General features: G+C 64.7%; 19 protein-coding genes and 5 tRNA genes. 23 read left to right on the top strand and 1 reads right to left on the bottom strand.

Annotation, left to right across the window (positions count from 1 at the left end; translation table 11 throughout):
• The first annotated feature begins 271 nt into the window (after positions 1 to 271).
• The 7 genes from ACAM26_RS07180 (at position 272) to ACAM26_RS07210 (ending at position 7201) form a co-directional block, all read left to right on the top strand.
• Positions 272 to 1999, top strand: coding sequence for a lipopolysaccharide assembly protein LapB (locus ACAM26_RS07180; protein ID WP_123141125.1), 1728 nt, complete (start codon positions 272 to 274; stop codon positions 1997 to 1999).
• Positions 1996 to 2898 carry a 4-(cytidine 5'-diphospho)-2-C-methyl-D-erythritol kinase gene (gene ispE / locus ACAM26_RS07185; protein WP_369613355.1) on the top strand — a complete coding sequence of 301 codons (903 nt, stop codon included), beginning with the start codon at positions 1996 to 1998 and terminating at the stop codon, positions 2896 to 2898. The genes ACAM26_RS07180 and ispE overlap by 4 nt, the downstream gene beginning before the upstream one ends.
• A gap of 48 nt (positions 2899 to 2946) precedes the next feature.
• Positions 2947 to 3022, top strand: a tRNA-Gln gene (locus ACAM26_RS07190).
• 36 nt (positions 3023 to 3058) lie between these two features.
• A complete protein-coding gene (locus ACAM26_RS07195) occupies positions 3059 to 4012 on the top strand; it encodes a ribose-phosphate diphosphokinase (RefSeq protein WP_123141127.1) in 954 nt (317 codons plus the stop codon).
• A 136-nt stretch (positions 4013 to 4148) separates the two neighbouring features.
• A complete protein-coding gene (locus ACAM26_RS07200) occupies positions 4149 to 4760 on the top strand; it encodes a 50S ribosomal protein L25/general stress protein Ctc (protein WP_123141128.1) in 612 nt (203 codons plus the stop codon).
• A 119-nt stretch (positions 4761 to 4879) separates the two neighbouring features.
• Positions 4880 to 5464: an aminoacyl-tRNA hydrolase gene (gene pth / locus ACAM26_RS07205; protein WP_123141129.1), complete on the top strand. Its 585-nt coding sequence runs from the start codon at positions 4880 to 4882 to the stop codon at positions 5462 to 5464.
• Between the two features lie 258 nt (positions 5465 to 5722).
• The gene (locus ACAM26_RS07210; RefSeq protein WP_369613356.1) at positions 5723 to 7201 is read left to right on the top strand and encodes an OmpP1/FadL family transporter; all 1479 of its coding nucleotides are present in this window, start codon (positions 5723 to 5725) and stop codon (positions 7199 to 7201) included.
• A 51-nt stretch (positions 7202 to 7252) separates the two neighbouring features.
• On the opposite strand, the gene ACAM26_RS07215 is transcribed toward ACAM26_RS07210, so the two are convergent.
• Positions 7253 to 8590, bottom strand: a complete 1338-nt coding sequence (locus ACAM26_RS07215; RefSeq protein ID WP_123141131.1) for a UDP-glucose/GDP-mannose dehydrogenase family protein — start codon at positions 8588 to 8590, stop codon at positions 7253 to 7255.
• A 295-nt stretch (positions 8591 to 8885) separates the two neighbouring features.
• On the opposite strand from ACAM26_RS07215, the gene ACAM26_RS07220 reads away from it, so the two are divergent.
• From ACAM26_RS07220 to fusA, 16 genes are all read left to right on the top strand, one after another.
• Positions 8886 to 8970: transfer RNA gene (locus tag ACAM26_RS07220), tRNA-Tyr, on the top strand.
• Between the two features lie 98 nt (positions 8971 to 9068).
• Positions 9069 to 9143: transfer RNA gene (locus ACAM26_RS07225), tRNA-Gly, on the top strand.
• Between the two features lie 39 nt (positions 9144 to 9182).
• Positions 9183 to 9258 (top strand) — tRNA-Thr (locus tag ACAM26_RS07230).
• Between the two features lie 66 nt (positions 9259 to 9324).
• Positions 9325 to 10515 (top strand): elongation factor Tu, encoded by a 1191-nt coding sequence (tuf, locus tag ACAM26_RS07235; protein WP_200189273.1) that lies wholly within the window; start codon positions 9325 to 9327, stop codon positions 10513 to 10515.
• Positions 10516 to 10572: 57 nt separating this feature from the next.
• Positions 10573 to 10648: transfer RNA gene (locus tag ACAM26_RS07240), tRNA-Trp, on the top strand.
• Positions 10649 to 10680: 32 nt separating this feature from the next.
• On the top strand, positions 10681 to 11058 hold the full coding sequence (gene secE, locus ACAM26_RS07245; protein ID WP_123141721.1) for a preprotein translocase subunit SecE: 378 nt from the start codon (positions 10681 to 10683) through the stop codon (positions 11056 to 11058).
• Positions 11059 to 11060: 2 nt separating this feature from the next.
• Positions 11061 to 11594: a transcription termination/antitermination protein NusG gene (nusG, locus tag ACAM26_RS07250; protein ID WP_062276832.1), complete on the top strand. Its 534-nt coding sequence runs from the start codon at positions 11061 to 11063 to the stop codon at positions 11592 to 11594.
• A gap of 151 nt (positions 11595 to 11745) precedes the next feature.
• A complete protein-coding gene (rplK, locus tag ACAM26_RS07255) occupies positions 11746 to 12180 on the top strand; it encodes a 50S ribosomal protein L11 (protein WP_062276829.1) in 435 nt (144 codons plus the stop codon).
• The gene (gene rplA, locus ACAM26_RS07260) at positions 12180 to 12872 is read left to right on the top strand and encodes a 50S ribosomal protein L1 (RefSeq protein WP_123141720.1); all 693 of its coding nucleotides are present in this window, start codon (positions 12180 to 12182) and stop codon (positions 12870 to 12872) included. Before rplK ends, rplA begins: the two co-directional genes overlap by 1 nt.
• Before the next feature lie 301 nt (positions 12873 to 13173).
• Entirely contained in the window at positions 13174 to 13701 is a 528-nt protein-coding gene (gene rplJ / locus ACAM26_RS07265; protein ID WP_123141719.1) for a 50S ribosomal protein L10, read from the top strand.
• A 58-nt stretch (positions 13702 to 13759) separates the two neighbouring features.
• Positions 13760 to 14137 carry a 50S ribosomal protein L7/L12 gene (gene rplL / locus ACAM26_RS07270; RefSeq protein WP_005224649.1) on the top strand — a complete coding sequence of 126 codons (378 nt, stop codon included), beginning with the start codon at positions 13760 to 13762 and terminating at the stop codon, positions 14135 to 14137.
• A 231-nt stretch (positions 14138 to 14368) separates the two neighbouring features.
• Positions 14369 to 18541 carry a DNA-directed RNA polymerase subunit beta gene (rpoB, locus tag ACAM26_RS07275; RefSeq protein WP_123141718.1) on the top strand — a complete coding sequence of 1391 codons (4173 nt, stop codon included), beginning with the start codon at positions 14369 to 14371 and terminating at the stop codon, positions 18539 to 18541.
• A 163-nt stretch (positions 18542 to 18704) separates the two neighbouring features.
• Positions 18705 to 23225, top strand: a complete 4521-nt coding sequence (gene rpoC, locus ACAM26_RS07280) for a DNA-directed RNA polymerase subunit beta' (RefSeq protein ID WP_123141717.1) — start codon at positions 18705 to 18707, stop codon at positions 23223 to 23225.
• A 284-nt stretch (positions 23226 to 23509) separates the two neighbouring features.
• Positions 23510 to 23884, top strand: coding sequence for a 30S ribosomal protein S12 (rpsL, locus tag ACAM26_RS07285; protein WP_005224646.1), 375 nt, complete (start codon positions 23510 to 23512; stop codon positions 23882 to 23884).
• A gap of 30 nt (positions 23885 to 23914) precedes the next feature.
• Positions 23915 to 24385 carry a 30S ribosomal protein S7 gene (gene rpsG / locus ACAM26_RS07290; RefSeq protein ID WP_062276815.1) on the top strand — a complete coding sequence of 157 codons (471 nt, stop codon included), beginning with the start codon at positions 23915 to 23917 and terminating at the stop codon, positions 24383 to 24385.
• A gap of 41 nt (positions 24386 to 24426) precedes the next feature.
• Positions 24427 to 26520: an elongation factor G gene (gene fusA / locus ACAM26_RS07295; protein ID WP_123141716.1), complete on the top strand. Its 2094-nt coding sequence runs from the start codon at positions 24427 to 24429 to the stop codon at positions 26518 to 26520.
• Positions 26521 to 26542 lie beyond the last annotated feature (22 nt).

The following is a 26542-nucleotide window of genomic DNA, read 5'->3' on the forward strand; positions in this document are numbered from 1 at the left end:
AACATGGTAGCAACTTTTTGCCGCCCTGGACCAATGCCGTCCACCCTTCAGGCGTTGCAAAAACGGATGCGGATTGACCTGGCGCAGTCGTCTCGACGGTTTATGGCCGTCGGGGGATGGGCGCCACGGTTGGCCCTCACCGGTTGCGCGCCGCTGGCGCATCGTGATGCACAATAGTGCCCCGTCGGCGTCGCGCGCAAGCGCCGCGCCCGGTTATCGACCGCGGCGCCGGCAGAGTCCACATTCAGATGCCAAGTGCCTGGAAGCCTCCATGTCCTCGATGCCTCTCAAGCCGATTTCCGCCAGCCTGCTCGGGTTGGCGCTGGTTTGGCCGTTCAGCGCGCTCGCCGCCGCACCGGCCGCGGGCGCCGATGCCGAGCAGGTGTTCGCCGTGCTCGCCGCCGAGGTCGCGGCGCAGCGCGGCGAGCTGGCGCTGGCCCATCACTATTACTTGGAGGCGGCGACGCTGACGCGCAGCCCGCGTCTGGCCGAGCTGGCGGTGCGCAGCGCCATCAGCGCCGACTCCGACGCCGCCGCCTGGCGCGCGGTCCGGTTGTGGCTGACGCTTGCGCCGGAGGCGGTCTCGGCCCACCAGGTCGCGGCCTTTCTGAGCATCCGTGCCGGCGACATGGGGGCGGCGCTGAACCATCTGCGCCGGATCATCGAGCTGGCCGGCGACGCGGTCGCCGATGCCTATGCTCAGGTGGTCTCGATCGTCGCCCGCGCCCCCGACGTGGAGACCCGTCTGGCGCTGATGCGCTCGCTGGTCGATGTCTTCCCCGAGAGCGCCGAGGCGCGTCAGTCGCTGGCGATGGTGGCGGCCAGCGCCGGGCGCTTCGAACTTGCCGACGCGGCGGCGCGGCGCGCCCTGGCGCTGCGCCCGGACTGGAACAAGCCGCGGCTGTTCCTGGTCCGTCTGCTGCTCTCGGAGGATCGGCGCGAGGAGGCGCGCACCCTGCTCGAGGGCTTCGTCGCCAACAGCCCGGACGATGCCGCGCTGCGCATGCTCTACGGTCAGCTGCTGGTCGACGATCAGGAATACGGCACCGCGCGCGAGGTGTTCGCGCGGCTGCTCGCCAATCAGCCCAAGCAGCCCGATGTGCTGTTCGCGCTCGGCATCCTCTCCTTGCAGCTCGACGATCTCGACTCCGCGCGCGGTTATCTCGAGCGGCTCTACGGCACCGGGCAGCGACGCGACGAGGCCGCCTTCTATCTCGGTCAGACCGAGGAGCGCGCCGGGCGCGACCCTCAGGCGGCCATCTGGTACGCCCGGGTGGGTGATGCCAACGAGACCGATGCCCAGGTCCGCATCGCCCTGATCGAGGCCCGCGGCGGGGATCTCGAGCGCGCCCGCGAGATCCTGCAGCGACTGCGTGATCGCACCCCCGAGGACGCCATTGCACTCTATATGGTCGAGGCCGAGATCCTTGCCGAGGTCGATCGGCCCGAGCAGGCGATGACGGTCTATGCCGCGGCCCTCGAGGTCTACCCGGACGAGCCGAACCTGCTATATGCTCGCGCGCTCTATGCCGTGGAACGAGACCGTCTCGATCTCGCCGAGCGGGATCTGCGTCGGATCATCGCCGCCGATCCCGAGCATGCCGATGCGCTCAACGCCCTGGGCTATACCCTGGCCGATCGCACCGAGCGCTATCGCGAGGCGCGCGACTACATCGAGCGCGCTTATGCGCTCAAGCCCGAGGAGCCGGCGATCCTCGACAGCATGGGCTGGGTCCACTACCGGCTCGGTGACTATGACACCGCGCTCGACTATCTCGAGCGCGCCCTGGCCGCGCTCGATGACGGCGAGATCGCCGCGCACCTCGGCGAGGTGTTGTGGGCGCTGGGCCGTCATGCCGATGCCTGGGCGGTATGGGAGGCGGCGCTCGAGACGCATCCGGGGCACGCCTATCTGATGGACGTGATCGAGCGTCATCGCTCCTCGCACACCGTCTCCGACGATGACAACCAACTGCAGCCAAGAGAGTCGCAACCATGATCGACGAAGCCGTCACCGACAACGATGCCTGGAGTGTCTGGCCCGCTCCGGCCAAGCTCAACCTGATGCTGCGGGTGGTGGGGCGGCGTGCCGACGGCTACCACGAGCTGCAGACGGTGTTCCAGTTCGTCGATCGCTGCGACCGCCTGGGTTTCCGGGTACGTGAGGACGGTGAGGTGCGACGCGATGGCGAGCTGCCCGGGGTCGCTGCCGAGGCCGATCTCACGGTGCGCGCCGCGCGTGCGCTGCAGGCGGCGAGCGGCTGTTCGCTCGGGGTCGATATCCGCTGTGAGAAGGTGTTGCCGATGGGCGGTGGGCTCGGTGGCGGCAGCTCGGACGCGGCGACCACCCTGGTGGCGCTGAACGTGCTCTGGGGGACTGGGCTCGATACCGAGGCACTGGCTCGGCTGGCGCTGCCGTTGGGGGCTGATGTGCCGGTGTTCGTGCGTGGTCAGGCGGCCTGGGGCGAGGGGGTCGGCGAGCGGCTCACCCCGGTCGAACTCCCCGAGCCCTGGTTCCTGGTGCTGGTGCCGCGCTGCTCGGTGTCGACTCAGGCCGTGTTCATGCATCCGCGATTGACACGCGACTCGAAACCGATCAAACTTGCGGACTTTACAGGCGGGGATGTTGTCAACGATTGCCTCCCCGTCGTCCGCGACGAGTATCCAGCGGTTGCCGATGCCCTTAATTGGTTGTCCCTATGGGGTGAGGCCAGGCTCACCGGGACCGGGGCCTGTGTGTTCGCGGCATTTGCCGGGCGCGATCAGGCACTCGCGGCCTGGGAGCAACGCCCCGCTGGAATCGACGGCTTCGTGGCACGCGGCTGCAATCGCTCTCCGCTGCTCGATCGACTCGCAGATATCGACGCTCGACTGTCGAGTCGGCATGGCCCAGCGTAAGGGACTGCGCGTCTCGTCGTATCAAACCGAACATCGTCTTTCATCTTTTGGGGCGTGGCCAAGCGGTTAAGGCACCGGGTTTTGATCCCGGCATCCCCAGGTTCGAATCCTGGCGCCCCAGCCATATCAGCTCTGCAGTCGCGCAGACAGGAAGATGCCAGTGCCCGCCAGCCATATGATGGTCTTCTCCGGGAATGCCAACCCGGAGCTTTCGGCTGAAATCGCAAGTCGCCTCAATCTCCCGCTGGGCAAGGCCGTCGTCGGCCAGTTCAGTGATGGTGAGGTGATGGCCGAGATCCAGGAAAACGTGCGTGGGCGTGACGTCTTCGTCGTCCAGCCGACCTGTGCCCCCACCAACGACCACCTGATGGAGTTGCTGGTGATGGTCGATGCCCTGCGCTGGGCGTCGGCCAAGCGCGTCACCGCAGTGATCCCCTATTTCGGCTATGCCCGCCAGGATCGGCGTCCGCGCTCGGCGCGGGTGCCGATCAGTGCGCGGATGGTGGCCAAGATGATCGGCAAGGTGGGCGCCGATCGCGTACTCACCGTCGATCTGCACGCCGACCAGATCCAGGGCTTCTTCGATATCCCTGTCGATAACGTCTACGCCTCGCCGATCCTGCTCGGCGACATCTGGCGCCAGAAGCACGACGATCTGATGGTGGTCTCGCCCGACGTCGGCGGCGTGGTGCGTGCGCGTGCCGTGGCCAAGCGCCTCGATGATGCCGACCTGGCGATCATCGACAAGCGTCGTCCGCGTGCCAACGAGGCCCAGGTGATGAACATCATCGGTGATGTGCGCGATCGCTCCTGCGTGATCGTCGACGACCTGGTCGACACCGCCGGCACCCTGTGTCGGGCGGCCGAGGCGCTGAAGAATCATGGCGCCAAGATGGTTGCGGCCTACTGCACCCATCCGGTGCTCTCCGGGCCGGCGGTCGACAACATCACCAACTCGGTGCTCGATGAGCTGGTGGTGACCAATACCATCCCGCTGCGGGGCGCGGCGGCCGAGTGCCCGAAGATTCGCCAGCTCAGCATCGGTGAGCTGCTCGCCGAGACCATGCGTCGGATCTCGAGCGAGGAATCGGTCAGCTCGCTGTTCGTCGACTGAGTCAGTCCTTGCGTCGCGTGCCGCTCCCTCTTGGCGCGCGACCCGGCCGCAAGCATGTGGCCACCGAGCGCCGGGGTCCTGGTCGCGGGACCCCGGCGTATTTCATTGAGTCCCTTGATAGATCTGGAGAACGCTGATGAGCGTCGATTTCAACATCGTTGCGCAGCCGCGCGAAACCGTGGGGAAGGGTGCGAGCCGCCGCCTGCGTCGCGCCGGCGAGGTGCCTGCCATCGTCTACGGTGGCCACCAGGAGCCGCAGATGATCACCCTGCCGCACAACGAGCTGCTCAAGCACCTCGAGCACGAGGCCTTCTACTCCCACGTGCTGACCCTTCAGGTCGGTGACGAGACCTCCTCGGTGGTGCTCAAGGACCTGCAGCGTCATCCCGCCAAGCCCTTCATCCTGCACGTCGACTTCCAGCGCGTCACCCAGGGTGAGAAGCTGCGCATGAGCGTGCCGCTGCACTTCCTCAACGAGGAGAGCTGCGTCGGCGTCAAGGCCGGTGGTCTGGTCTCGCGTTCGCTGACCGAGGTCGAGGTGAGCTGCCTGCCGCAGGATCTGCCCGAGTACATCGAGATCGACATGGTCGCGATGGAGGTTGGTGCCATCCTCCACCTCTCCGAGCTGCAGCTGCCGGCCGGTGTCGAGCTGGCCCACGCCGCAGGTGACGAGGTGGTGGTCGCCATCCAGGCGCCGCGCGGTGGTGCCGATGAGGAGTCCGAGGGCGAGGATTCCGCCGAGGCCTGATCGGTCTCCAGGCCCCGGCGGTGTGCCGCCGGGGCAGACGCCCGCAAGGCGTCTCTGTTCTTTTCCGGGCATCTCTTCGATGCCTGAATCTGTCCCTCTGTACGGAATGACCTGCATAGATGTCGAATGATGGCATTCGTCTGATCGTCGGTCTGGGCAACCCCGGGGCCCAGTACGAGGCGACACGTCACAACGTCGGTTTCTGGTTCGTCGACTCCATCGCCAGGTCTGCCGGCGTCGACTTCCGCCCGGAGAGCCGCTTTCATGGCGAACTCTGTCGCTGCGTGATCGGTGGTCGCGACCTGCGCCTGCTCAAGCCCTCGACCTACATGAACCACAGTGGTCGCTCGGTGGCTGCGGTGGCGCGCTATTTCGACATCCCGCTCGAGTGCATCCTGATCGCTCATGACGAACTCGACCTGCCGGTCGGCGCGGTCCGGCTCAAGCAGGGGGGCGGGCATGCCGGGCACAATGGTCTGCGCGACTCGATCTCGGCCCTGGGTGGGCGTGATTTCTGGCGTCTGCGGATCGGCATCGACCATCCCGGTGATCGCTCGCTGGTGACCGGCTATGTGCTCGGTCGGCCCTCGGGAAGCGATCGCCAGGCGATCGACGATGCCCTGTTCGAGACCGAGCGTGCCCTCGATGATCTGTTGCAGGGGCGCTTCCAGCAGGTGATGAACCGTCTGCACGCCGGGCGCTGATCCCTTCTCCGTCGTCTCCGTCGGTGGTGTCGCCCGCTCTCCTGGGCGAACGCTCTCCTCGCTCATGCCGATGATTGCCGGTCTTTGACAAAACGCAATCGTTCCAGCAGGATTCCCTCCCAACCCCTTGATCGGTCGTCGTCGCGCTGATGCCGACGAGCTCGGCGTGTGCCAGGACGGCTCGATCGCTGTACAGGGTGTGCAGTCCGCCGGTTCGTCGAGTGCTTCGTCTCAGATCACGCAACGGAGGGGCAGTGCATGGGTTCAGCGTTTCGAGGCGCCCTGGTGGCGTCGGTGGTGTTGGGTGGCCTGCCGACGCTCGCGTCGGCGACCAATGGGTATTTCTCGCACGGCTGGGGTGCGCGCTCCAAGGCGATGGCGGGGGTCGCCACCGCGCTCCCCCAGGATGGTCTGGCCGCGGCCACCAATCCCGCCGGCATGGCCTTCGTCGGCGAGGGGTTCGATATCGGCGTCGCCTTCTTTCATCCGTCGCCGCGTGGCTATGAGGCCAACCCCGACTTCGCCGTCGATCCGGCGACGGGGTTCCCGACCGGTCCCTTCGTCACCCCGGGTGACTATGACAGCGATGCCGACTGGTTCCTGATCCCGAGCTTCGGCTACAACCGCCCGCTCGGTGAGCGAGCGACCATCGGGGTCAGCATCTTCGGCAACGGCGGCATGAACACCCGGTATCGCGATCGTGCGGTGTGGGAGAACTTTGCCGCTGCGCCGGATCAGCTCGCCGGGGTTCCGGGCGCCGGCCAGATCGCCAGTCCGGGCGGGTTGCTGTTCCTGCCGACCAACCCGCCGCAGCCGGTGACCGACCCGAGTGTGCCGCCGCCGCCGGCGGGCAACAATGCCAACCCCGGTGGCTACTTCACCGCGACCACGCCGACCGGTGTCAGCCTCGAGCAGTTGTTCATCGAGATCCCCTATACCTATCGATTCGCCGGTGGCCGTCAAGCGCTGGGTATCGCGCCGGTGTTCGCCATCCAGCGCTTCGAGGCCGAGGGCCTGGAGCCCTTCCGTGGCGCCTCGGTCGCCCCGGACCGGGTGACCAACAACGGTGAGGAGTGGTCCTATGGTGCCGGTCTGCACCTGGGCTGGTACGGGCAGGTGAACGAGCGCCTGGCGCTCGGCGCCTCCTATCGCACCCGCATCTACATGACCGATTTCGACGACTACGAGGGGCTGTTCGCCGGTGGTGGCGAATTCGACATCCCGGCGATGCTCAATCTCGGTCTGAGCTACCGGCCCTGGCGTGATCTGACCCTAGCGCTCGATTACCAGCGCATCTTCTATGGTGACATCGACGCCATCGCCAACTCCAATGCGCGCGACATCTCCGCCTGTTTCGCGCCCGGCACCAAGCCCTCCTACTGTCTCGGTGGCGACAATGGCGTGGGGTTCGGCTGGGAGACCATGGATGTCTTCAAATTCGGGGTGCGCTACGACGTCGACGAGCGGCTCAGTCTGATGGGTGGGGTGAGCTACAACAGCGACTTCACCGATGGCTCCATGGCCCTGTTCAACATCCTCACCCCGGCGACCGTGCGCTGGCACCTGACGCTGGGGGCGAGCTATCAGGCGAGCGACCGCGACCGCTTCACCCTGGCCGTGTCCTATATGCCGGAGGAGCAGCTCGACGGCGCCAATCCGAGCATCACCCAGGACCAGACCGGGAGCCTGTACATGCAGCAGCTCGACATCGAGATCGCCTGGAGTCGGCGTTTCTGACGGTGGGCTAGGGCGCGGTCGCGCCGGTGCGCGACCGCGTGGCGGGATGTCTCAGGCGGGGGTGGCCGGTGCGCGACCGATCGAGAGATAGGTCAGGCCGGCGGCGGTGGCCTGCTGCGGATCGAGGATGTTGCGCCCGTCGAGCAGCAGCGGGCGGGCGAGGGTGTCGCGGATGAGGCGGAAGTTGGGGCTGCGGAACTGGGTCCACTCGGTGACGATCACCAGCGCATCGGCACCGGCCAGTGCGGCGGTGGCGTCCTCGGCGAGTACCAGGTCGGGGCGCTCGCCGTAGATCCGGCGGGCCTCGTCCATCGCCACTGGGTCGAACGCCTGCACCTTGGCGCCGGCCGCCCACAGCGATTCCATCAGCACCCGGCTCGAGGCCTCGCGCATGTCATCGGTGTTGGGCTTGAAGGCCAGCCCCCAGAGCGCGATGGTGCGCCCGGCGAGGTCGCCGTCGAACTGCGCCTTGAGCTTGTCGAACAGCAGCTCCTTCTGGCGGAAGTTGACCGCCTCGACCGCCTGCAGCAACTGCGGGTCATAGCCGACGCCGCGCGCGGTGCGCTCGAGTGCGCGCACGTCCTTGGGGAAGCAGGAGCCGCCGTAGCCGCAGCCGGGATAGATGAACTGGTAGCCGATGCGGGGGTCCGAGCCGATGCCGACACGGACCTTCTCGATGTCGGCGCCGACGATCTCGGCGATGTTCGAGAGCTCGTTCATGAAGCTGATCTTGGTCGCCAGCATGGCGTTGGCGGCGTACTTGGTCAGCTCGGCCGAACGCACGTCCATCACCATTAGTCGGTCGCGGTTGCGGTTGAAGGGGGCGTAGAGCGCACGCAACAGCTCGGCGGTGCGTGGGTTGTCGGTGCCGACGATGATCCGATCGGGACGCATGAAGTCCTCGATCGCCGCGCCTTCCTTGAGGAACTCGGGGTTGGAGACGACATCGAAGTCGATGCTCTGGTCGCGCTCGGCGAGTGCGGCGCGGACGGTCTCGGCAACCTTGTCGGCGGTGCCGACGGGGACGGTCGACTTGTCGACCAGGATGCGGTAGCCCTCCATGTGCTGACCGATGGTGCGTGCCACCGAGAGCACGTACTGCAGGTCGGCCGATCCGTCCTCGTCGGGCGGGGTGCCGACGGCGATGAACTGGAAGAGCCCGTGCTTGACCCCGGCCTCGGCGTCGGTCGAGAAGCGCAGTCGTCCGGCCTCGCGATTGTTGCGGATCAGTTCGTCGAGTCCTGGTTCGTAGATCGGCACCCCGCCGCTGTTGAGCAGGTCGATCTTGTCCGGGTCGACGTCGATGCAGAGGACGTCGTTGCCCACCTCGGCAAGACATGCGCCGGTGACCAGGCCGACATAGCCGCTGCCGAAAATCGTTACTTCCATCGGGAGATCTCCGAGTCTGACTGAATTGATGTTGGATGAATCGGGTTGCGTACGGGGGTGAAGTGAGAGTATCTTAAGGGGCTACTCCGGTGCTGGCGATGGGGATTGACCCCCGATCCTGGCCGTAGAATTTGATCGTTTCAGTCTCTCGGGCCCGTCGTTGCTGGCGTTGTCGCGAGCATAGTATCAGTCCGCAGTGTCTGGGACGTTAAAGAAACGGTCAGGGACGGAGTTAAAAAGTTTCAAGAGAGTGTTGACAGGGTCTAAATCGGCGCCTAGAATGAGCAGCTCTTTTGGAGGGGTTCCCGAGCGGTCAAAGGGATCAGACTGTAAATCTGACGGCTCAGCCTTCGGAGGTTCGAATCCTCCCCCCTCCACCAAGTTTCCCGCTAGTTGGCGGGCGTCATGATCAAGTCATGGCACTGCGGTGATCGGCCTTGTGTCGAAGGCGAGCGTCGCAGGCTGGTACGCCAGTCTTGCGGGTGTAGTTCAACGGCTAGAACCTCAGCCTTCCAAGCTGATGATGTGGGTTCGATTCCCATCACCCGCTCCAAGAAGTTAAGGCGCTGGCAGCGCGTTTAAAGCAAGTTTTGCCCATGTAGCTCAGATGGTAGAGCACACCCTTGGTAAGGGTGAGGTCACCGGTTCAATTCCGGTCATGGGCTCCAATTTCTCGGTACGGTTGCGCGCATCCAGGCGCGCCTGGTCGATTTGAAACATGCGGGGAGCCGTTCATGTCCAAAGAAAAATTCGAACGTAGTAAGCCACATGTCAACGTTGGCACCATTGGCCACGTCGACCACGGCAAGACCACGCTGACGGCTGCGATCACCACGCACCAGGCGCGCAAGTTCGGTGGTGAGGCACGTGCCTACGACCAGATCGACAACGCCCCGGAAGAGCGTGAGCGTGGTATCACCATCGCCACCGCGCACGTCGAGTACGAGTCCGATACGCGTCACTACGCACACGTCGACTGCCCCGGCCACGCCGACTACGTGAAGAACATGATCACCGGTGCGGCGCAGATGGACGGCGCGATCCTGGTGGTGTCGGCCGCTGACGGCCCGATGCCCCAGACCCGCGAGCACATCCTGCTCTCCCGTCAGGTCGGCGTGCCCTACATCATCGTCTACCTGAACAAGGCCGACATGGTCGACGACGCCGAGCTCCTTGAGCTCGTCGAGATGGAAGTGCGCGAGCTGCTCTCGAGCTACGACTTCCCGGGTGATGACACCCCGATCGTGACCGGTTCGGCCAAGCTCGCCCTCGAGGGCGACACCTCGGAGATCGGTGGTCCGTCCATCGACAAGCTGGTCGAGGCGCTCGACAGCTACATCCCCGAGCCCGAGCGTGCCGTCGACGGCGCCTTCCTGATGCCGATCGAGGACGTGTTCTCGATCTCGGGTCGCGGTACCGTGGTGACCGGTCGTGTCGAGCGTGGCGTGATCAAGGTCGGTGAAGAGGTCGAGATCGTCGGTATCAAGGACACCACCAAGACCACCTGCACCGGCGTGGAGATGTTCCGCAAGCTGCTCGACCAGGGCGAAGCCGGTGACAACGTCGGCGTGCTGCTGCGCGGCACCAAGCGTGAGGACGTCGAGCGTGGTCAGGTGCTGGCCAAGCCCGGCAGCATCACCCCGCACACCAACTTCGAGGCCGAGGTGTACGTGCTGAGCAAGGAAGAGGGCGGTCGTCACACCCCCTTCTTCAACGGCTATCGTCCGCAGTTCTACTTCCGCACCACCGACGTGACTGGTGCCTGTGAGCTGCCCGAGGGTATCGAGATGGTCATGCCTGGCGATAACGTCAAGATGACCGTCCAGCTGATCGCGCCGATCGCGATGGAAGAGGGCCTGCGCTTCGCTGTTCGCGAGGGTGGTCGTACCGTCGGCGCCGGCGTGGTCTCCAAGATCATCGAGTAATTGCTCGATCTCCGGTCACGCACCCGCCGGGTGCGTGACTCGGAAAACCTAGTTTCTAGGCCAGTAGCTCAATTGGCAGAGCAGCGGTCTCCAAAACCGCAGGTTGGGGGTTCGAGTCCCTCCTGGCCTGCCATACAACTCATCGCTTAGGCGACACGCGAATCCATGAATTCACGCGCAGAAGCCCGTGGCGCCAGCTTGGATACACTCAAGCTGGTCGCCGCTGCTTTTTTGTTGGTCGGCGGTATCGTTGCCTTCTACCTCCTCAAGCCCCTCTCGACCCTGTTGGCGGTCGTCGGTCTGCTGATCATCTCGGGTGTCGCGGCGTTCGCAGTCTTCAAGACCGAGCGTGGTCGTACCCTGTGGCAGTTCGCAGGTGATGCGCGCATGGAGGTCCGCAAGGTCGTCTGGCCTTCGCGGCAGGAAACCATTCAGACCACGCTGGTGGTCATCGTCATGGTCCTGATCGTCGGTATCGTCCTCTGGCTGTTCGATATGATGCTGATGGGAATCCTGCGTTTCCTGACCGGTCAAGGGGGCTGAAGATGGCACAGCGGTGGTACGTCATCCACGCTTACTCGGGGTTCGAGGGGCAGGTCAAGCGCTCTCTTGAAGATCGCATCAAGCGTGCCGGTCTCGAGGACCTGTTCGGGATGATCCTGGTCCCGACCGAAGAGGTCGTCGAGGTGCGCGGCGGTCAGCAGCGCAAGAGTGAGCGTAAGTTCTTCCCGGGTTACGTCCTGGTCAACATGGAGTTGACCGACGAGACCTGGCACCTCGTCAAGAGCGTTCCCAAGGTCATGGGCTTCATCGGTGGAACCGGTGATCGTCCTGCACCCATTCCCGAATCCCAGGCCCAGGCCATCCTGCAACGCCTTGAGGAAGGTGGCGAGAAGCCGCGTCCGAAGGTGATCTACGAGCCGGGAGAGGTCGTGCGCGTGATCGATGGACCATTCACCGACTTCAACGGTGTGGTCGAGGATGTCGATTACGAAAAGAGCCGGGTCAAGGTCTCGGTGCTGATCTTCGGTCGCGCCACTCCAGTCGATCTCGAGTTCTCTCAAGTCGAAAAGGGTTGATCGCATCCCGCATCGTCATCTCCGGCGATGCGGCGCATCCCGGTCGTTGCTGCATTGGTGACGACCTTCGTACAAGCCCCCGCCCGGGGGTCTGACATGGGGAGCCAAGGTCTCATAACCCCTGGCGCTTGCACCCATTTGGAGAATCATTGTGGCAAAAAAGATCACAGCCTACATCAAGCTGCAGGTCAAGGCCGGTGAGGCCAACCCGAGCCCGCCAGTCGGCCCGGCACTCGGTCAGCACGGCGTCAACATCATGGAGTTCTGCAAGGCGTTCAACGCCAAGACGCAGGACGTCGAGAAGGGTCTGCCGATCCCGGTGGTCATCACCGTTTACTCCGATCGCAGCTTCACCTTCATCACCAAGACGCCGCCTGCGGCCATCCTGCTGAAGAAGGCAGCTGGCATCAGCAAGGGCAGCGCGACGCCCAACACCGCCAAGGTCGGCGTGGTGACCCGCGAGCAGCTCGAGCAGATCGCGACCACCAAGATGGCGGACCTGACCGCCGCCGACATGGACGCCGCCGTGCGCACCATCGCCGGTAGCGCCCGCGCCATGGGTCTCGACGTCGAGGGGGTGAACTGATGGCCAAGCTGACCAAGCGTATGCGCGCGATCCGTGAGCGGGTCGAGGCAGGCAAGCTCTATGCGCCCGAAGAGGCCTTCGAGCTGCTCAAGGAACTCTCCCAGGTGAAGTTCTCCGAGAGCGTCGACGTTGCCGTCAATCTCGGTGTCGATCCGCGTAAGTCGGATCAGGTCGTGCGTGGTTCCACCGTGCTGCCCAACGGCACCGGCAAGACCGTGCGTGTGGCCGTGTTCACCCAGGGCGCCAACGCCGAGGCCGCCAAGGAAGCCGGTGCCGACAAGGTCGGTTTCGAGGATCTGGCCGAAGAGGTCAAGGCCGGCAACCTGGACTTCGACGTGGTCATCGCCTCCCCGGATGCGATGCGCATCGTCGGCCAGCTCGGTAAGGTGCTCGGTCCCCGCGGCCTGATGCCGAACCCGAAGGTCGGCACCGTGACCGCCGACGTCGCCGAGGCCGTGCGCAATGCTAAGGCCGGTCAGGTGCGCTATCGCACCGACAAGGCGGGCATCATCCACTGCCCGATCGGCAAGGCCGACTTCGAGCCGGCGCAGCTGCGCGAGAACCTCGAGGCGCTGTTGACCAACCTGGTCAAGGCCAAGCCGGCAAGCGCCAAGGGCGTCTACATGCAGCAGGTGACGGTCTCCACCACCATGGGGCCGGGCCTGACCGTCGACCACTCGGGCCTGATCTGAGTGCGACGTCCCCGGGCCTGGCGCCCGGGGCGCGAAGGCAACGCCTTCGTGGTTCGAACATCTTTGGGGCCCCGATCTCACGGTCGGGGACCGTCAAAGACCGCAGGTGTCTTCCTCGGCGCATCGGAGTGTGCGCATGGATGACTCAATGGGGGGTGTCCCGCCTGCGCAGACGGTGCTCCAGAATCAAGTCAATGACTGATGACGGTGCACGCTCTCTGTATGTCGTGGAGTCGCAGGATGCACATCCATGGCATGCGCCCCGGATGAACCGGGGTTTATATAGTCAGGAGGTGACGAAGTGGCGCTGAATTTCGCCCAGAAAGAAGCGATCGTCGCCGAAGTCGCGGAAGTCGCCAAGAGCGCTTACTCGGCCATCGGTGCCGAGTACCGGGGCTTGACCGTCGATCAGCTGACCCAGCTGCGCGTGGAAGCACGCAAGGCCGGCGTCTATGTTCGCGTGGTCAAGAATACCCTGGCGCGTCGCGCGCTGGAAGGCACGGACTTCGCGTGCATGCAGGAGGGTCTCACCGGCCCGCTGATCCTTGCATTCTCGCAGGAAGATCCGGGCTCGGCCGCACGTGTCGCCGAGGCCTTCGCCAAGGACCATGACAAGTTCCAGGTGCGTCTCATCGCCCTGGGCGGCAAGCTGCTGCCTGCCTCGGAGCTCGGTAATCTCGCGAAGATGCCGACCTACGATCAGGCCGTCAGCATGCTCATGGCTACCATGAAGGCTCCGGTGCAGAAGCTCGCAGCGACCATCAACGAGGTGCCGGGCAAGCTCGTGCGCACCGTTGCCGCGATTCGCGATGCCAAGGAAGCCGCCTGATAGGCGCTTCCGATCCCGAACCAGTTCGATCAACAGTATTCATCCCTAGGAGATCCCCATGGCCGTTTCGAAAGACGAGATCCTCGAAGCGATTGGCAACATGACCGTGCTCGAGGTCGTGGAGCTGATCGAAGCGATGGAAGAGAAGTTCGGCGTGACCGCCGCTGCCGCCGTTGCCGCTGCTCCGGCCGCCGCTGGTGGCGATGCTGCCGCCGCTGAAGAGAAGACCGAGTTCGACGTCGTGCTCGCCTCGTTCGGCTCCAACAAGGTTGCCGTCATCAAGGCTGTCCGCGGCCTCACCGGTCTTGGCCTGAAGGAAGCGAAGGAGGCCGTCGAAGGCGCTCCGACCACCCTGAAGGAAGGCGTTTCGAAGGACGAGGCCGAAGAGGCCAAGAAGCAGCTCGAAGAGGCTGGCGCAAGCGTCGAAATCAAGTAAGGGCGCATTGCCTCGCCACGTCTTCGGCGGAGCGTTCGGGCTGGCGGCGACGAGCCGCCGGCCTTTTCCCGTTGGGGCCGAACAACCCCGCGGCGTCTCGCATCGAGGCTCCGACGCCGAGGTTGGCGCTAGATCCCCGATCGGCTGCGCGGCTGATCCTCGCCGACCGCAACCTGCACCAGAGTCCATGCCCCGTTAGGGACCATAGTAAGCACCTCGAGGGAAGGCATAATGGCCTATTCGTTCACCGAAAAAAAGCGCATCCGCAAAGACTTCGGCAAGCGTCCCAGCATCCTGGACGTGCCGTTCCTGCTGGCCACACAGATCAACTCCTATCGCGAGTTCCTGCAGGCCGATACCTCCGAGCGGGGGCGGCGGGACGTCGGATTGCACGCCGCCTTCAAGTCCGTTTTCCCGATCGAGAGCTATTCCGGCAATGCCGTCCTCGAATATGTGAAGTATCGGCTCGGCGAGCCGGTCTTCGATGAGCGTGAGTGCCATCTGCGCGGCGCCACCTTCGCCGCGCCGCTGCGCGTACTGCTGCGTCTGGTAATCTACGACAAGGATGCCCCGGCGGGCTCCAAGGTCGTCAAGGACGTTCGCGAGCAAGAGGTCTACATGGGCGAGCTGCCGCTCATGACCGAGACCGGCACCTTCATCATCAATGGCACCGAGCGTGTCATCGTCTCGCAGCTGCACCGTTCGCCCGGTGTCTTCTTCGACCACGACAAGGGCAAGACCCACTCCTCGGGCAAGCTGCTGTTCTCCGCGCGCGTCATCCCCTATCGTGGCTCCTGGCTCGACTTCGAGTTCGATCCCAAGGACAACGTCTTCGTGCGTATCGACCGTCGCCGCAAGCTGCCGGCGACGGTGCTGCTGCGCGCGCTCGGTTACACCGTCGAGGAGATCCTCGAGCGGTTCTTCGAGACCGATACCTTCCATCTCGCCAAGCGCCAGATCTCCTTCGATCTGGTCCCCGAGCGGCTGCGCGGCGAGACCGTGAGCTTCGACGTCAAGATCGGCGACGAGGTGCTGGTCGAGTCCGGTCGCCGCGTCACCGCGCGCCACATCCGCGAGCTGCAGAAGGCCGGCGTCGAGCAGCTGGAGGTGCCGATCGACTTCCTGCTCGGGCGCATCCTTGCGCGTGACCAGATCGATACCGACACCGGTGAGGTGCTGGCCGAGGCCAACAGCATCATTACCCCGGAGATGCTGCAGACCCTGTTCGAGAAGGGCATCGAGCGCATCGAGACCCTGTTCGTCAACGATCTCGACCAGGGGCCCTACATCTCCGAGACCCTGCGCATCGACAACACCACCAGTGATCTCGACGCCCAGATCGAGATCTACCGGATGATGCGCCCGGGCGAGCCGCCGACCAAGGAGGCCGCCCAGAACCTGTTCCACAACCTGTTCTTCACCCCGGATCGCTACGACCTCTCGGCCGTTGGCCGGATGAAGTTCAATCGCCGCCTCGGTCGCGAGAACGAGGAAGGCCCGGGCGTGGTCTACGACGGTCATTACTTCCGTGATCGCACCGATGCCTTCTCCCAGGATCTGCTGGCCAAGTACGGCGACAGCTCCGACATCATCGACGCGCTCCGGGTGCTGGTCGAACTGCGCAACGGTCGCGGTGCGGTCGACGACATCGACCATCTCGGCAACCGTCGTATCCGCTGCGTCGGCGAGATGGCCGAGAACCAGTTCCGCGTTGGTCTGGTGCGTGTCGAGCGCGCGGTCAAGGAGCGTCTCTCGCTGGCCGAGTCCGAGGGGCTGATGCCGCAGGAGCTGATCAACGCCAAGCCGGTCTCGGCGGCGATCAAGGAGTTCTTCGGCTCCAGTCAGCTCTCGCAGTTCATGGACCAGAACAACCCGCTCTCCGAGGTCACCCACAAGCGTCGTGTCTCGGCGCTCGGTCCGGGCGGTCTGGCCCGCGAGCGTGCCGGCTTCGAGGTGCGCGACGTGCACCCGACCCACTATGGTCGCGTCTGCCCGATCGAGACCCCTGAAGGCCCGAACATCGGTCTGATCAACTCGCTCGCGGTCTATGCCCGCACCAACGCCTACGGCTTCCTCGAGACCCCCTATCGGCGGGTCGAGGACGGCCGCGTCACCGACGAGATCCACTATCTCTCGGCGATCGAGGAGGGCAACTACGTCATCGCCCAGGCCAACGCCGCGCTCGATGAAGAGAGTCGCCTGACCGATGCCCTGGTCTCCTGCCGTCACGCCAACGAGTTCACCATGAAGGCACCCGAAGAGGTGAACTACATGGACGTCTCGCCGCGTCAGGTGGTGTCGGTGGCCGCGTCGCTGATCCCCTTCCTCGAGCACGACGACGCCAACCGTGCGCTCATGGGCTCGAACATGCAGCGTCAGGCGGTGCCGACGCTGCGTGCCGAGAAGCCGCTGGTCGGCACCGGCATCGAGCGTGTGGTGGCCAAGGACTCCGGGGTCTGTGTGGTGGCGCGTCGCGGCGGTGTGATCGAGTCGGTCGACGCCGCGCGCATCGTGGTGCGGGTCAACGACGACGAGGCCGTGCCCGGCGTGCCTGGTGTCGACATCTACAACCTGACCAAGTACACCCGTTCCAACCAGAACACCTGCATCAACCAGCGTCCGCTGGTACGTCCGAACGATGTGGTGACGCGTGGCGACGTGCTCGCCGACGGGCCCTCTACCGACATGGGCGAGCTCGCCCTCGGTCAGAACCTGCGCGTGGCCTTCATGCCCTGGAACGGCTACAACTTCGAGGACTCCATCCTCATCTCCGAGCGGGTGGTGCAGGAGGATCGCTTCACCAGCATCCACATCGAGGAGCTCTCCTGTCTGGCGCGCGATACCAAGCTCGGCCCGGAGGAGATCACCAGCGATATCCCCAATGTCGGTGAGGCGGCGCTCTCCAAGCTTGACGAGTCGGGCATCGTCTATGTCGGCGCCGAGGTGCGCGACGGCGACATCCTGGTCGGCAAGGTCACGCCCAAGGGCGAGACCCAGCTCACCCCCGAGGAGAAGCTGCTGCGCGCGATCTTCGGCGAGAAGGCCTCGGACGTGAAGGACACCTCGCTGCGTCTGCCCTCGGGCATGAACGGCACCGTGGTCGACGTCCAGGTGTTCACCCGCGACGGGGTGGAGAAGGACAAGCGTGCCCAGCAGATCGAGGAGATGGAACTCGACCGCGTGCGCAAGGACTTCGCCGACCAGCAGCGGATCATGGAGAACGACACCTTCCACCGTGTCGAGCGCATGCTCGTCGGCAAGGTCGCCGACGGTGGCCCCGGCGGTCTGCGTCCTGGCGCCGAGATCACCAGCGACTACCTGCAGGATCTGGTGTCGCGTGGCTCGCGTGATCTCTGGTTCGAGATCCGCATGCAGGACGAGGACATCGCCACCCAGCTCGAGGCGGTCGCCGCCCAGGTCAAGCAGCAGCGCGACGAGTTCCGCGAGCGCTACGAGACCAAGAAGCGCAAGATCGCCAGCGGCGACGACCTCGCCCCCGGTGTGCTCAAGATGGTCAAGGTCTACGTGGCGGTGAAGCGGCGCATCCAGCCGGGTGACAAGATGGCCGGCCGTCACGGTAACAAGGGTGTCATCTCCAAGGTGGTGCCGGTCGAGGACATGCCGTTCTCGGCCGACGGCGAGCCGGTCGACATCGTGCTCAACCCGCTCGGCGTGCCTTCGCGCATGAACGTCGGTCAGGTGCTCGAGACCCATCTCGGCTGGGCCGCCAACGGCCTCGGCGTGAAGATCGGCAAGATGCTCCAGGCCCAGGCCAAGATCGCCGAGCTGCGCGAGCTGCTCGACAAGATCTACAACACCAGTGGCAAGCGCGAGTCGCTCGACGAGTTCAGCGATGACGAGATCCTCGAACTCGCCCGCAACCTCACCCGGGGTGTGCCGCTGGCCACGCCGGTGTTCGACGGCGCCACCGAGGACGAGATCAAGGCCATGCTGCGTCTGGCCGATCGTGACAACACCGCGCAGGGCGTGCCCAGTGGTCAGACCATCCTGTTCGATGGTCGCTCCGGTGAGCAGTTCGAGCGTCCGGTCACCGTCGGCTACATGTACATGATCAAGCTCAACCACCTGGTCGACGACAAGATGCACGCCCGTTCCACCGGTCCCTACAGCCTGGTCACCCAGCAGCCGCTCGGCGGCAAGGCCCAGTTCGGTGGTCAGCGCTTCGGTGAGATGGAGGTCTGGGCATTGGAGGCCTATGGTGCCGCCTACACCCTGCAGGAGATGCTCACGGTGAAGTCGGACGACGTCAACGGTCGGACCAAGATGTACAAGAACATCGTCGACGGAGACCATCGCATGGAGGCGGGCATGCCCGAGTCGTTCAACGTGCTGGTCAAGGAGATCCGCTCGCTCGCGATCAACGTCGAGTTGCAGCAGGACTAACCGAGCCATTAAGCCGCGGGACGCATTCCCCCGAGTGGGGGAGTGCGTCCTTTCAATGATCTGGCGACCGTGCGGTTCGTGCCTCACCGCACCCTACGCACCACGCACGCGACGCATGTGGGGCTAGCGCTTAGCCGGTTATCGCAGGCAGGAGATTAAGGTCTTGAAAGATCTACTGAAAATCATCAAGCAACAGGGCCAGGCACTCGAATTCGACGCGATCAAGATCGGACTTGCCTCCCCCGAGATGATCCGTTCCTGGTCCTTCGGCGAGGTCAAGAAGCCCGAGACCATCAACTATCGCACCTTCAAGCCGGAGCGCGACGGGCTGTTCTGCGCCAAGATCTTCGGCCCGATCACCGACTACGAGTGCATCTGCGGCAAGTACAAGCGCCTCAAGCACCGTGGCGTGGTCTGCGAGAAGTGTGGCGTCGAGGTGACCCTGGCCAAGGTGCGCCGCGAGCGCATGGGCCACATCGATCTGGCCAGCCCGGTGGCGCACATCTGGTTCCTCAAGTCGCTGCCCTCGCGCATCGGCCTGCTGCTCGACATGACGTTGCGCGACATCGAGCGCATCCTCTACTTCGAGTCCTTCGTGGTCATCGATCCGGGCCTGGTGCAGGATCTCGAACGCGGCCAGCTGCTCAACGACGAGCAGTATCTCGACGCCCTCGAGGCGCACGGTGACGAGTTCGACGCGCGCATGGGCGCCGAGGCCGTCTACGAGCTGCTGCGCACCATCGACATGGCCGCCGAAGTGCGGCGGATGCGCGAGGAGATCGAGAGCACCAACTCCGAGACCAAGATCAAGAAGCTCTCCAAGCGTCTCAAGCTGCTCGAGTCGCTGCTCGAATCGGGCAACCGTGCCGAGTGGATGATCCTCACCGTGCTGCCGGTGCTGCCCCCGGAGCTGCGCCCGCTGGTGCCGCTCGACGGTGGCCGCTTCGCGACCTCGGATCTCAACGATCTCTATCGTCGCGTCATCAACCGCAACAACCGCCTCAAGCGTCTGCTCGATCTGGTCGCGCCCGACATCATCGTGCGCAACGAGAAGCGCATGCTCCAGGAGTCGGTCGACGCGCTGCTCGACAACGGTCGTCGCGGTCGCGCCATCACCGGCACCAACAAGCGCCCGCTGAAGTCGCTCGCCGACATGATCAAGGGCAAGCAGGGCCGCTTCCGCCAGAACCTGCTCGGTAAGCGTGTCGACTACTCCGGCCGTTCGGTCATCGTCGTCGGCCCCTATCTCAAGCTGCACCAGTGCGGTCTGCCCAAGCGCATGGCCCTGGAGCTGTTCAAGCCGTTCATCTTCAGCAAGCTGCAGTTGCGCGGGCTGGCCGCCACCATCAAGGCCGCCAAGAAGATGGTCGAGCGCGGCACCCCCGAGGTGTGGGACATCCTCGAGGAGGTCATCCGCGAGCACCCGGTGATGCTCAACCGCGCCCCGACCCTGCACCGTCTCGGCATCCAGGCCTTCGAGCCGGTGCTGATCGAGGGCAAGGCGATCCAGCTCCACCCGCTGGTCTGTACCGCCTTCAACGCCGACTTCGACGGCGACCAGATGGCCGTGCACGTGCCGCTCTCGCTCGAGGCTCAGCTCGAGGCGCGGGCGTTGATGATGGCCTCGAACAACATCCTCTCGCCGGCCAACGGCGAGCCGATCATCGTGCCCTCGCAGGACGTGGTGCTCGGGCTCTACTACATGACCCGTGAGCGCATCGGCGCCAAGGGCGAGGGCAGCCTGTTTGCCGACATCGACGAGGCGCGTCGCGCCTACGAGACCGGGCAGGCAGACCTCCACGCGCGCTGTCGGGTACGCATCCACGAGGTGATCCAGGACCAGGACGGCAATCGTCGCGAGCAGACCTCGATCAAGGAGACCACCCTGGGCCGCGCCCTGGTGTTCGCCATCGTCCCCACCGGGCTGCCCTTCGATCTGGTCGATCGGCCGATGGGCAAGAAGCAGATCTCGCGTCTGATCAACGTCTGCTATCGCCGTCTCGGTCTCAAGGACACCGTGGTCTTCGCCGACCAGATCATGTATCTGGGCTTCCGCATGGCCACCCGCGCCGGTGCCTCGATCGGTCTCGAGGACATGGAGGTGCCGGAGGAGAAGACGGAGATCCTGGCCGGCGCCGAGAAGGAGGTCAAGGAGATCCAGGACCAGTACTCCTCGGGTCTGGTCACCAACGGCGAGCGCTACAACAAGGTCGTCGACATCTGGTCGCACACCAACGACCGGGTCGCCAAGTCGATGATGAGCAAGCTCGGTGGCTCGGTCGCGGAGACCCGCCCGGCCTATGAGGCGCTGCGCTTCCTCGGTGAGTACCGCCAGGCGGTCTACGAGCTGGTGGCCGACGACGCCGAGCAGCATCTGGCCGCGCGCCGGCTGTTCGACCGGCTGCAGGGTGCGGCCGCCGAACTCGGTGCTCGTCTCGAGTCCGGTGAACTCGATGCCAAGTCCTTCGTCGGCGAGTTCGATGCACTGCTCAGCGGTGCGCGCGCCGAACTCGACGCCTTCGGCGATCTCGATCAGGTCGACTCGGTCGAGGTGCGGGGTCGGGTCAAGAGCGCCCTGGCCGCGCTCGATCAGCGTCTGGCCGAGCAGCGTCGTCAGGACTCGTTCAACTCGATCTTCATGATGGCCGACTCCGGCGCACGTGGCTCGGCGGCGCAGATCCGTCAGCTCGCCGGTATGCGTGGTCTGATGGCCAAGCCGGACGGCTCGATCATCGAGACCCCGATCACCGCGAACTTCCGCGAGGGTCTGAACGTCATCCAGTACTTCATCTCGACCCACGGCGCGCGTAAGGGTCTGGCCGATACCGCGCTGAAGACCGCCAACTCGGGTTACCTGACTCGTCGTCTGGTCGACGTCGCCCAGGACATGGTGGTGCTCGAGCAGGACTGCGGCACCGATCAGGGCCTGCTGATGGCCCCGATCATCGAGGGCGGCGACGTGGTCGAGCCGTTGCGCGAGCGCATCCTCGGTCGTGTCGCAGCGGTCGACGTCTACCGCCCGGGGACCGACGAGCTGGTCTGCCCCGCGGGTACCCTGCTCGACGAACGCTGGGTCGAGCGCTTCGAGGAGAAGGGCATCGACCAGGTGCGGGTGCGCTCTCCGATCACCTGTGAGTCGCGCCTCGGCGTCTGCGCCCAGTGCTATGGTCGCGACCTGGCGCGTGGCCATCGGGTCAACATCGGCGAGGCCGTCGGCGTCATCGCGGCGCAGTCGATCGGTGAGCCGGGTACCCAGCTCACCATGCGCACCTTCCACATCGGTGGTGCGGCCTCGCGTGCGGCGGCGGTCAACAGCATCGACATCAAGAACGGCGGTTCGGTGCGACTGCACAACATCAAGACCGTCGAGCACCACTCGGGCAACCTGGTGGCGGTGTCGCGCTCCGGCGAGCTGACCGTGGTCGACGAGCGCGGCATGGAGAAGGAGCGCTACAAGGTGCCTTATGGCGCCACCCTGGGCGTGGCCGACGGCCAGCAGGTCAACCCCGGTGACGTGGTCGCGACCTGGGACCCGCACACCCACCCGGTCATCACCGAGGTGGCCGGTAAGCTCGCCTTCGCCGACTTCATCGAGGGCGTGACGGTGCAGGCCCAGACCGATGATGTCACCGGTCTGACCTCGCGCGTGGTCATCGATCCCAAGCAGCGTCCGGCTACCGGCAAGGACCTGCGCCCGATGGTCAAGCTGCTCGACGAGCAGGGCAACGAGCTCAACATCGCGGGTACCGACCTGCCGGCGCGCTACTTCCTGCCCTCGGGCGCGATCGTCAGCGTCGACGACGGCGCCATGGTCGGGGTCGGCGACGTGCTTGCGCGTATCCCGCAGGAGTCGAGTAAGACGCGTGACATCACCGGTGGTCTGCCGCGCGTGGCCGACCTGTTCGAGGCGCGCAAGCCGAAGGAGCCGGCATTGCTCGCCGAGGCCAGCGGGACCATCGGCTTCGGCAAGGACACCAAGGGCAAGCAGCGCCTGATCATCACCACCGATGACGGTGAGACGGTCGAGGAGCTGATCCCGAAGTGGCGTAACGTCAACGTGTTCGAGGGCGAGCGTGTCGAGCGTGGCGAGGTGATCGCCGACGGCGAGCTGGCGCTGCACGACATCCTGCGTCTGAAGGGCGTGACCGCGCTGGCCGAGTATCTGGTCAAGGAGATCCAGGACGTCTACCGGCTGCAGGGCGTGAAGATCAACGACAAGCACATCGAGGTGATCGTTCGCCAGATGCTGCGCAAGGTCGAGATCACCGCCCCGGGCGACACCCGTCTGCTGCGTGGCGAGCAGGTGGAGTACACCGCCGTGCTCGACGAGAACAAGCGGATGATGGCCGAGGACAAGCAGCCGGCGCTCTTCGAGCCGCTGCTGCTGGGTATCACCAAGGCCTCGCTCGCCACCGAGTCGTTCATCTCGGCGGCCTCCTTCCAGGAGACCACCCGAGTGCTGACCGAAGCGGCGGTGCGTGGTTCGGTCGACCACCTCGCCGGCCTCAAGGAGAACGTCATCGTCGGTCGTCTGATCCCCGCCGGCACCGGCCTGTCGTCGCATCTCGAGCGCCGACGTCAGCGTCAACTCGACCTGCAGGCCGCTGGCGGCAAGGTCGAGATGGATGCGGAGGAGTTGGAAGAGGCACTGAAGAAGGCGCTCAATACCTCCGCGGCCGACTGATCCGCGGCATGCCGAAAGGCGTTTCATTCCAAGAAAGATCGGGCAGTTAGGGAGGTTGACACGTTTAGGGTCACTCCCTATACTGCTCTGTCTCAGCTAGCCAGCCAAAGGGTTGGCTGGCCTTATTTTCTTGGTCCGGTTCCTTGGTCTGGGCAAATCTGCCCGGTCCCCGAGTCAATCGATCGAATCCGTGCGGACGTACTGGCTGCAATGCGGCCTGCTGCCGTGCAGGCGTCGTTTGACTCCCTGAATTTGGCGCGAGGGCGCCCCTGGAGACTGATTGCATGGCAACGATCAACCAACTCGTGCGGAAGCCCCGCAAGCGGAACGTGGCGAAGAGCAATGTGCCGGCCCTCGAGGCTTGTCCGCAGCGTCGTGGTGTCTGCACTCGTGTGTACACCACCACCCCGAAGAAGCCGAACTCCGCACTGCGTAAGGTTGCACGTGTGCGTCTGACCAACGGCTACGAGGTGGCTTCCTACATCGGTGGTGAAGGCCACAACCTGCAGGAGCACTCGGTGGTGCTGATCCGCGGTGGTCGTGTCAAGGACTTGCCGGGTGTTCGTTACCACACCGTGCGCGGCACGCTGGATACCTCGGGTGTCGAGAAGCGGCGTCAGGGTCGTTCCAAGTACGGCGCCAAGCGCCCGAAGAGCTGAGTCAGTATCCAATTTAGGTCGGAGTAGATCATGCCGAGAAGACGCGTTGCCGCACGTCGCCAGATCCTGCCGGATCCCAAGCACGGAAGCGAGCTGTTGACCAAGTTCATCAACATGATGATGGAAGACGGGAAGAAGTCCGTCGCCGAGCGCATCATTTACAACGCGCTCGACCAGATCGCCGAGAAGAAGGGCGCCGAGCCCATCGAGCTGCTCGAGCAGGCGATGGAGAATGTTCGCCCCGCGGTCGAGGTCAAGTCCCGCCGCGTCGGTGGTGCGACCTATCAGGTGCCGGTCGAGGTGCGTCCCACCCGTCGTAACTCGCTGGCAATGCGTTGGCTGATCGATGCTGCGCGCAAGCGCTCCGAGAAGTCCATGGCGCAGCGTCTGGCCGGTGAACTGATGGACGCCGCCGAGTCGCGTGGTTCTGCGGTCAAGAAGAAAGAAGACACGCACCGCATGGCCGAGGCCAACAAGGCCTTCTCGCACTACCGCTGGTAGTTTCGCAAAGCATTTTTTGATCAATCAGGGCGGATTCAGTCGTGGCACGTAGCACCCCAATCGAGCGGTATCGCAACCTTGGCATCATGGCGCATATCGATGCCGGGAAGACCACCACCACAGAGCGCATCCTGTTCTACACCGGGATCTCTCACAAGATTGGTGAGGTGCATGATGGTGCCGCCACCATGGACTGGATGGAGCAGGAGCAGGAGCGTGGTATCACCATCACCTCCGCGGCGACCACCTGCTTCTGGTCCGGCATGGACCGTGACCGCCCTGAGCATCGCGTCAACATCATCGACACCCCCGGGCACGTCGACTTCACCATCGAAGTCGAGCGTTCGCTGCGTGTGCTCGATGGTGCCTGCGCCGTGTTCTGTGCCGTCGGTGGCGTCGAGCCCCAGTCCGAGACCGTGTGGCGCCAGGCCGACAAGTACGGCGTGCCGCGTCTCGCCTTCGTCAACAAGATGGACCGCATGGGCGCGAACTTCCTGCGCGTCGTCGGTCAGGTGAAGGATCGTCTCGGCGCCAACCCGGTGCCGATCCAGATCCCGATCGGTGCCGAGGAAGACTTCCAGGGCGTCGTCGATCTGGTGCGCATGAAAGCGATCTACTGGGACGAAGCCAGCCGCGGCATGGAGTACGAGGCCCGCGACATCCCCGAGGATCTGGTCGAGCTCTGCGACGAGTGGCGCGAGAAGATGGTCGAGGCTGCGGCCGAGGCCAACGAAGAGCTGATGGATAAGTACCTCGAGGGCGAAGCGCTCAGCGAGGACGAGATCAAGGCCGCACTGCGCACGCGTACCCTGAACAACGAGATCGTGCCGATGATGTGCGGCTCGGCGTTCAAGAACAAGGGTGTGCAGGCGATGCTCGACGCCGTGCTCGACTACATGCCTTCGCCGGTCGACGTGCCCGCCATCCGCGGCATCCTCGACGACAAGGACGAGAGCGAGGCGACCCGCGCGTCGAACGACGACGCGCCCTTCGCCGCGCTGGCGTTCAAGATCGCGACCGACCCCTTCGTCGGTACCCTGACCTTCTTCCGCGTCTACTCGGGCGTCATCAAGTCCGGTGACACCGTGTACAACCCGGTCAAGAGCAAGAAGGAGCGTGTCGGCCGTATCCTGCAGATGCACGCCAACGACCGCCAGGAGATCAAGGAAGTCCGCGCCGGCGACATCGCCGCGGCGGTCGGTCTGAAGGACGTCACCACCGGTGACACCCTGTGCGATCTCGACCAGGTCATCACCCTGGAGCGCATGGAGTTCCCCGAGCCGGTGATCTCGGTCGCGGTCGAGCCCAAGACCAAGACCGACCAGGAAAAGATGGGTCTCGCGCTGCAGAAGCTGGCGCAGGAAGATCCTTCGTTCCGTGTCCACACCGACGAGGAGTCGGGTCAGACCATCATCTCCGGCATGGGTGAGCTGCACCTGGAGATCATCGTCGATCGCATGCGTCGCGAGTTCAAGGTCGAGGCCAACGTCGGCGCGCCTCAGGTCAGCTACCGCGAGACCATCCGCGCCACCGTCGAGCAGGAGACCAAGTTCGCCCGTCAGTCCGGTGGTCGCGGTCAGTTCGGTCACGTGCACATCCGCATCGAGCCGCAGGAGGCCGGTGCCGGTTACGAGTTCGTCAACGCCATCGTCGGTGGTGTGGTACCGAAGGAATACATCCCTTCGGTCGACAAAGGTATCCAGGAGGCCATGAAGAACGGCATCATCGCCGGCTTCCCCATGGTCGACGTCAAGGTCACCCTTTACGACGGTTCCTACCACGAGGTCGACTCGAGCGAGATGGCGTTCAAGATCGCCGGCTCGATGGCCATCAAGGAAGGTGCCGCCAAGGCCAAGCCGGTGCTGCTCGAGCCGATCATGAAGGTCGAGGTGGTGACCCCCGAGGAGAACATGGGCGACGTCATGGGCGACCTGAACAGCCGTCGCGGCATGATTCAGGGGATGGAGGATGCGCCTTCCGGCAAGGTCATCCGTGCCGAGGTCCCGCTGTCCGAGATGTTCGGTTACGCAACCGATCTGCGCTCGGCGACCCAGGGTCGTGCGACCTACAGCATGGAGTTCTCCAAGTACAACGAGGTGCCCGCCAGCATTGCCGAAGCGGTCTCCAAGAAATAGTAACGATTGTTAAGGGTAGAGC

Source organism: Marichromatium sp. PS1, from assembly GCF_041155115.1.
Lineage (GTDB): Bacteria > Pseudomonadota > Gammaproteobacteria > Chromatiales > Chromatiaceae > Marichromatium > Marichromatium gracile.

Excerpts from the sequence above, each read along its gene's own strand:
- ACAM26_RS07180 (WP_123141125.1), top strand. The coding sequence starts at position 272 with ATGTCCTCGATGCCTCTCAAGCCGATTTCCGCCAGCCTGCTCGGGTTG.
- ispE (WP_369613355.1), top strand. The coding sequence starts at position 1,996 with ATGATCGACGAAGCCGTCACCGACAACGATGCCTGGAGTGTCTGGCCC.
- ACAM26_RS07200 (WP_123141128.1), top strand. The coding sequence starts at position 4,149 with ATGAGCGTCGATTTCAACATCGTTGCGCAGCCGCGCGAAACCGTGGGG.
- pth (WP_123141129.1), top strand. The coding sequence starts at position 4,880 with ATGTCGAATGATGGCATTCGTCTGATCGTCGGTCTGGGCAACCCCGGG.
- ACAM26_RS07210 (WP_369613356.1), top strand. The coding sequence starts at position 5,723 with ATGGGTTCAGCGTTTCGAGGCGCCCTGGTGGCGTCGGTGGTGTTGGGT.
- ACAM26_RS07215 (WP_123141131.1), bottom strand. The coding sequence starts at position 8,590 with ATGGAAGTAACGATTTTCGGCAGCGGCTATGTCGGCCTGGTCACCGGC.
- tuf (WP_200189273.1), top strand. The coding sequence starts at position 9,325 with ATGTCCAAAGAAAAATTCGAACGTAGTAAGCCACATGTCAACGTTGGC.
- secE (WP_123141721.1), top strand. The coding sequence starts at position 10,681 with ATGAATTCACGCGCAGAAGCCCGTGGCGCCAGCTTGGATACACTCAAG.
- nusG (WP_062276832.1), top strand. The coding sequence starts at position 11,061 with ATGGCACAGCGGTGGTACGTCATCCACGCTTACTCGGGGTTCGAGGGG.
- rplA (WP_123141720.1), top strand. The coding sequence starts at position 12,180 with ATGGCCAAGCTGACCAAGCGTATGCGCGCGATCCGTGAGCGGGTCGAG.
- rplL (WP_005224649.1), top strand. The coding sequence starts at position 13,760 with ATGGCCGTTTCGAAAGACGAGATCCTCGAAGCGATTGGCAACATGACC.
- rpoB (WP_123141718.1), top strand. The coding sequence starts at position 14,369 with ATGGCCTATTCGTTCACCGAAAAAAAGCGCATCCGCAAAGACTTCGGC.
- rpsL (WP_005224646.1), top strand. The coding sequence starts at position 23,510 with ATGGCAACGATCAACCAACTCGTGCGGAAGCCCCGCAAGCGGAACGTG.
- rpsG (WP_062276815.1), top strand. The coding sequence starts at position 23,915 with ATGCCGAGAAGACGCGTTGCCGCACGTCGCCAGATCCTGCCGGATCCC.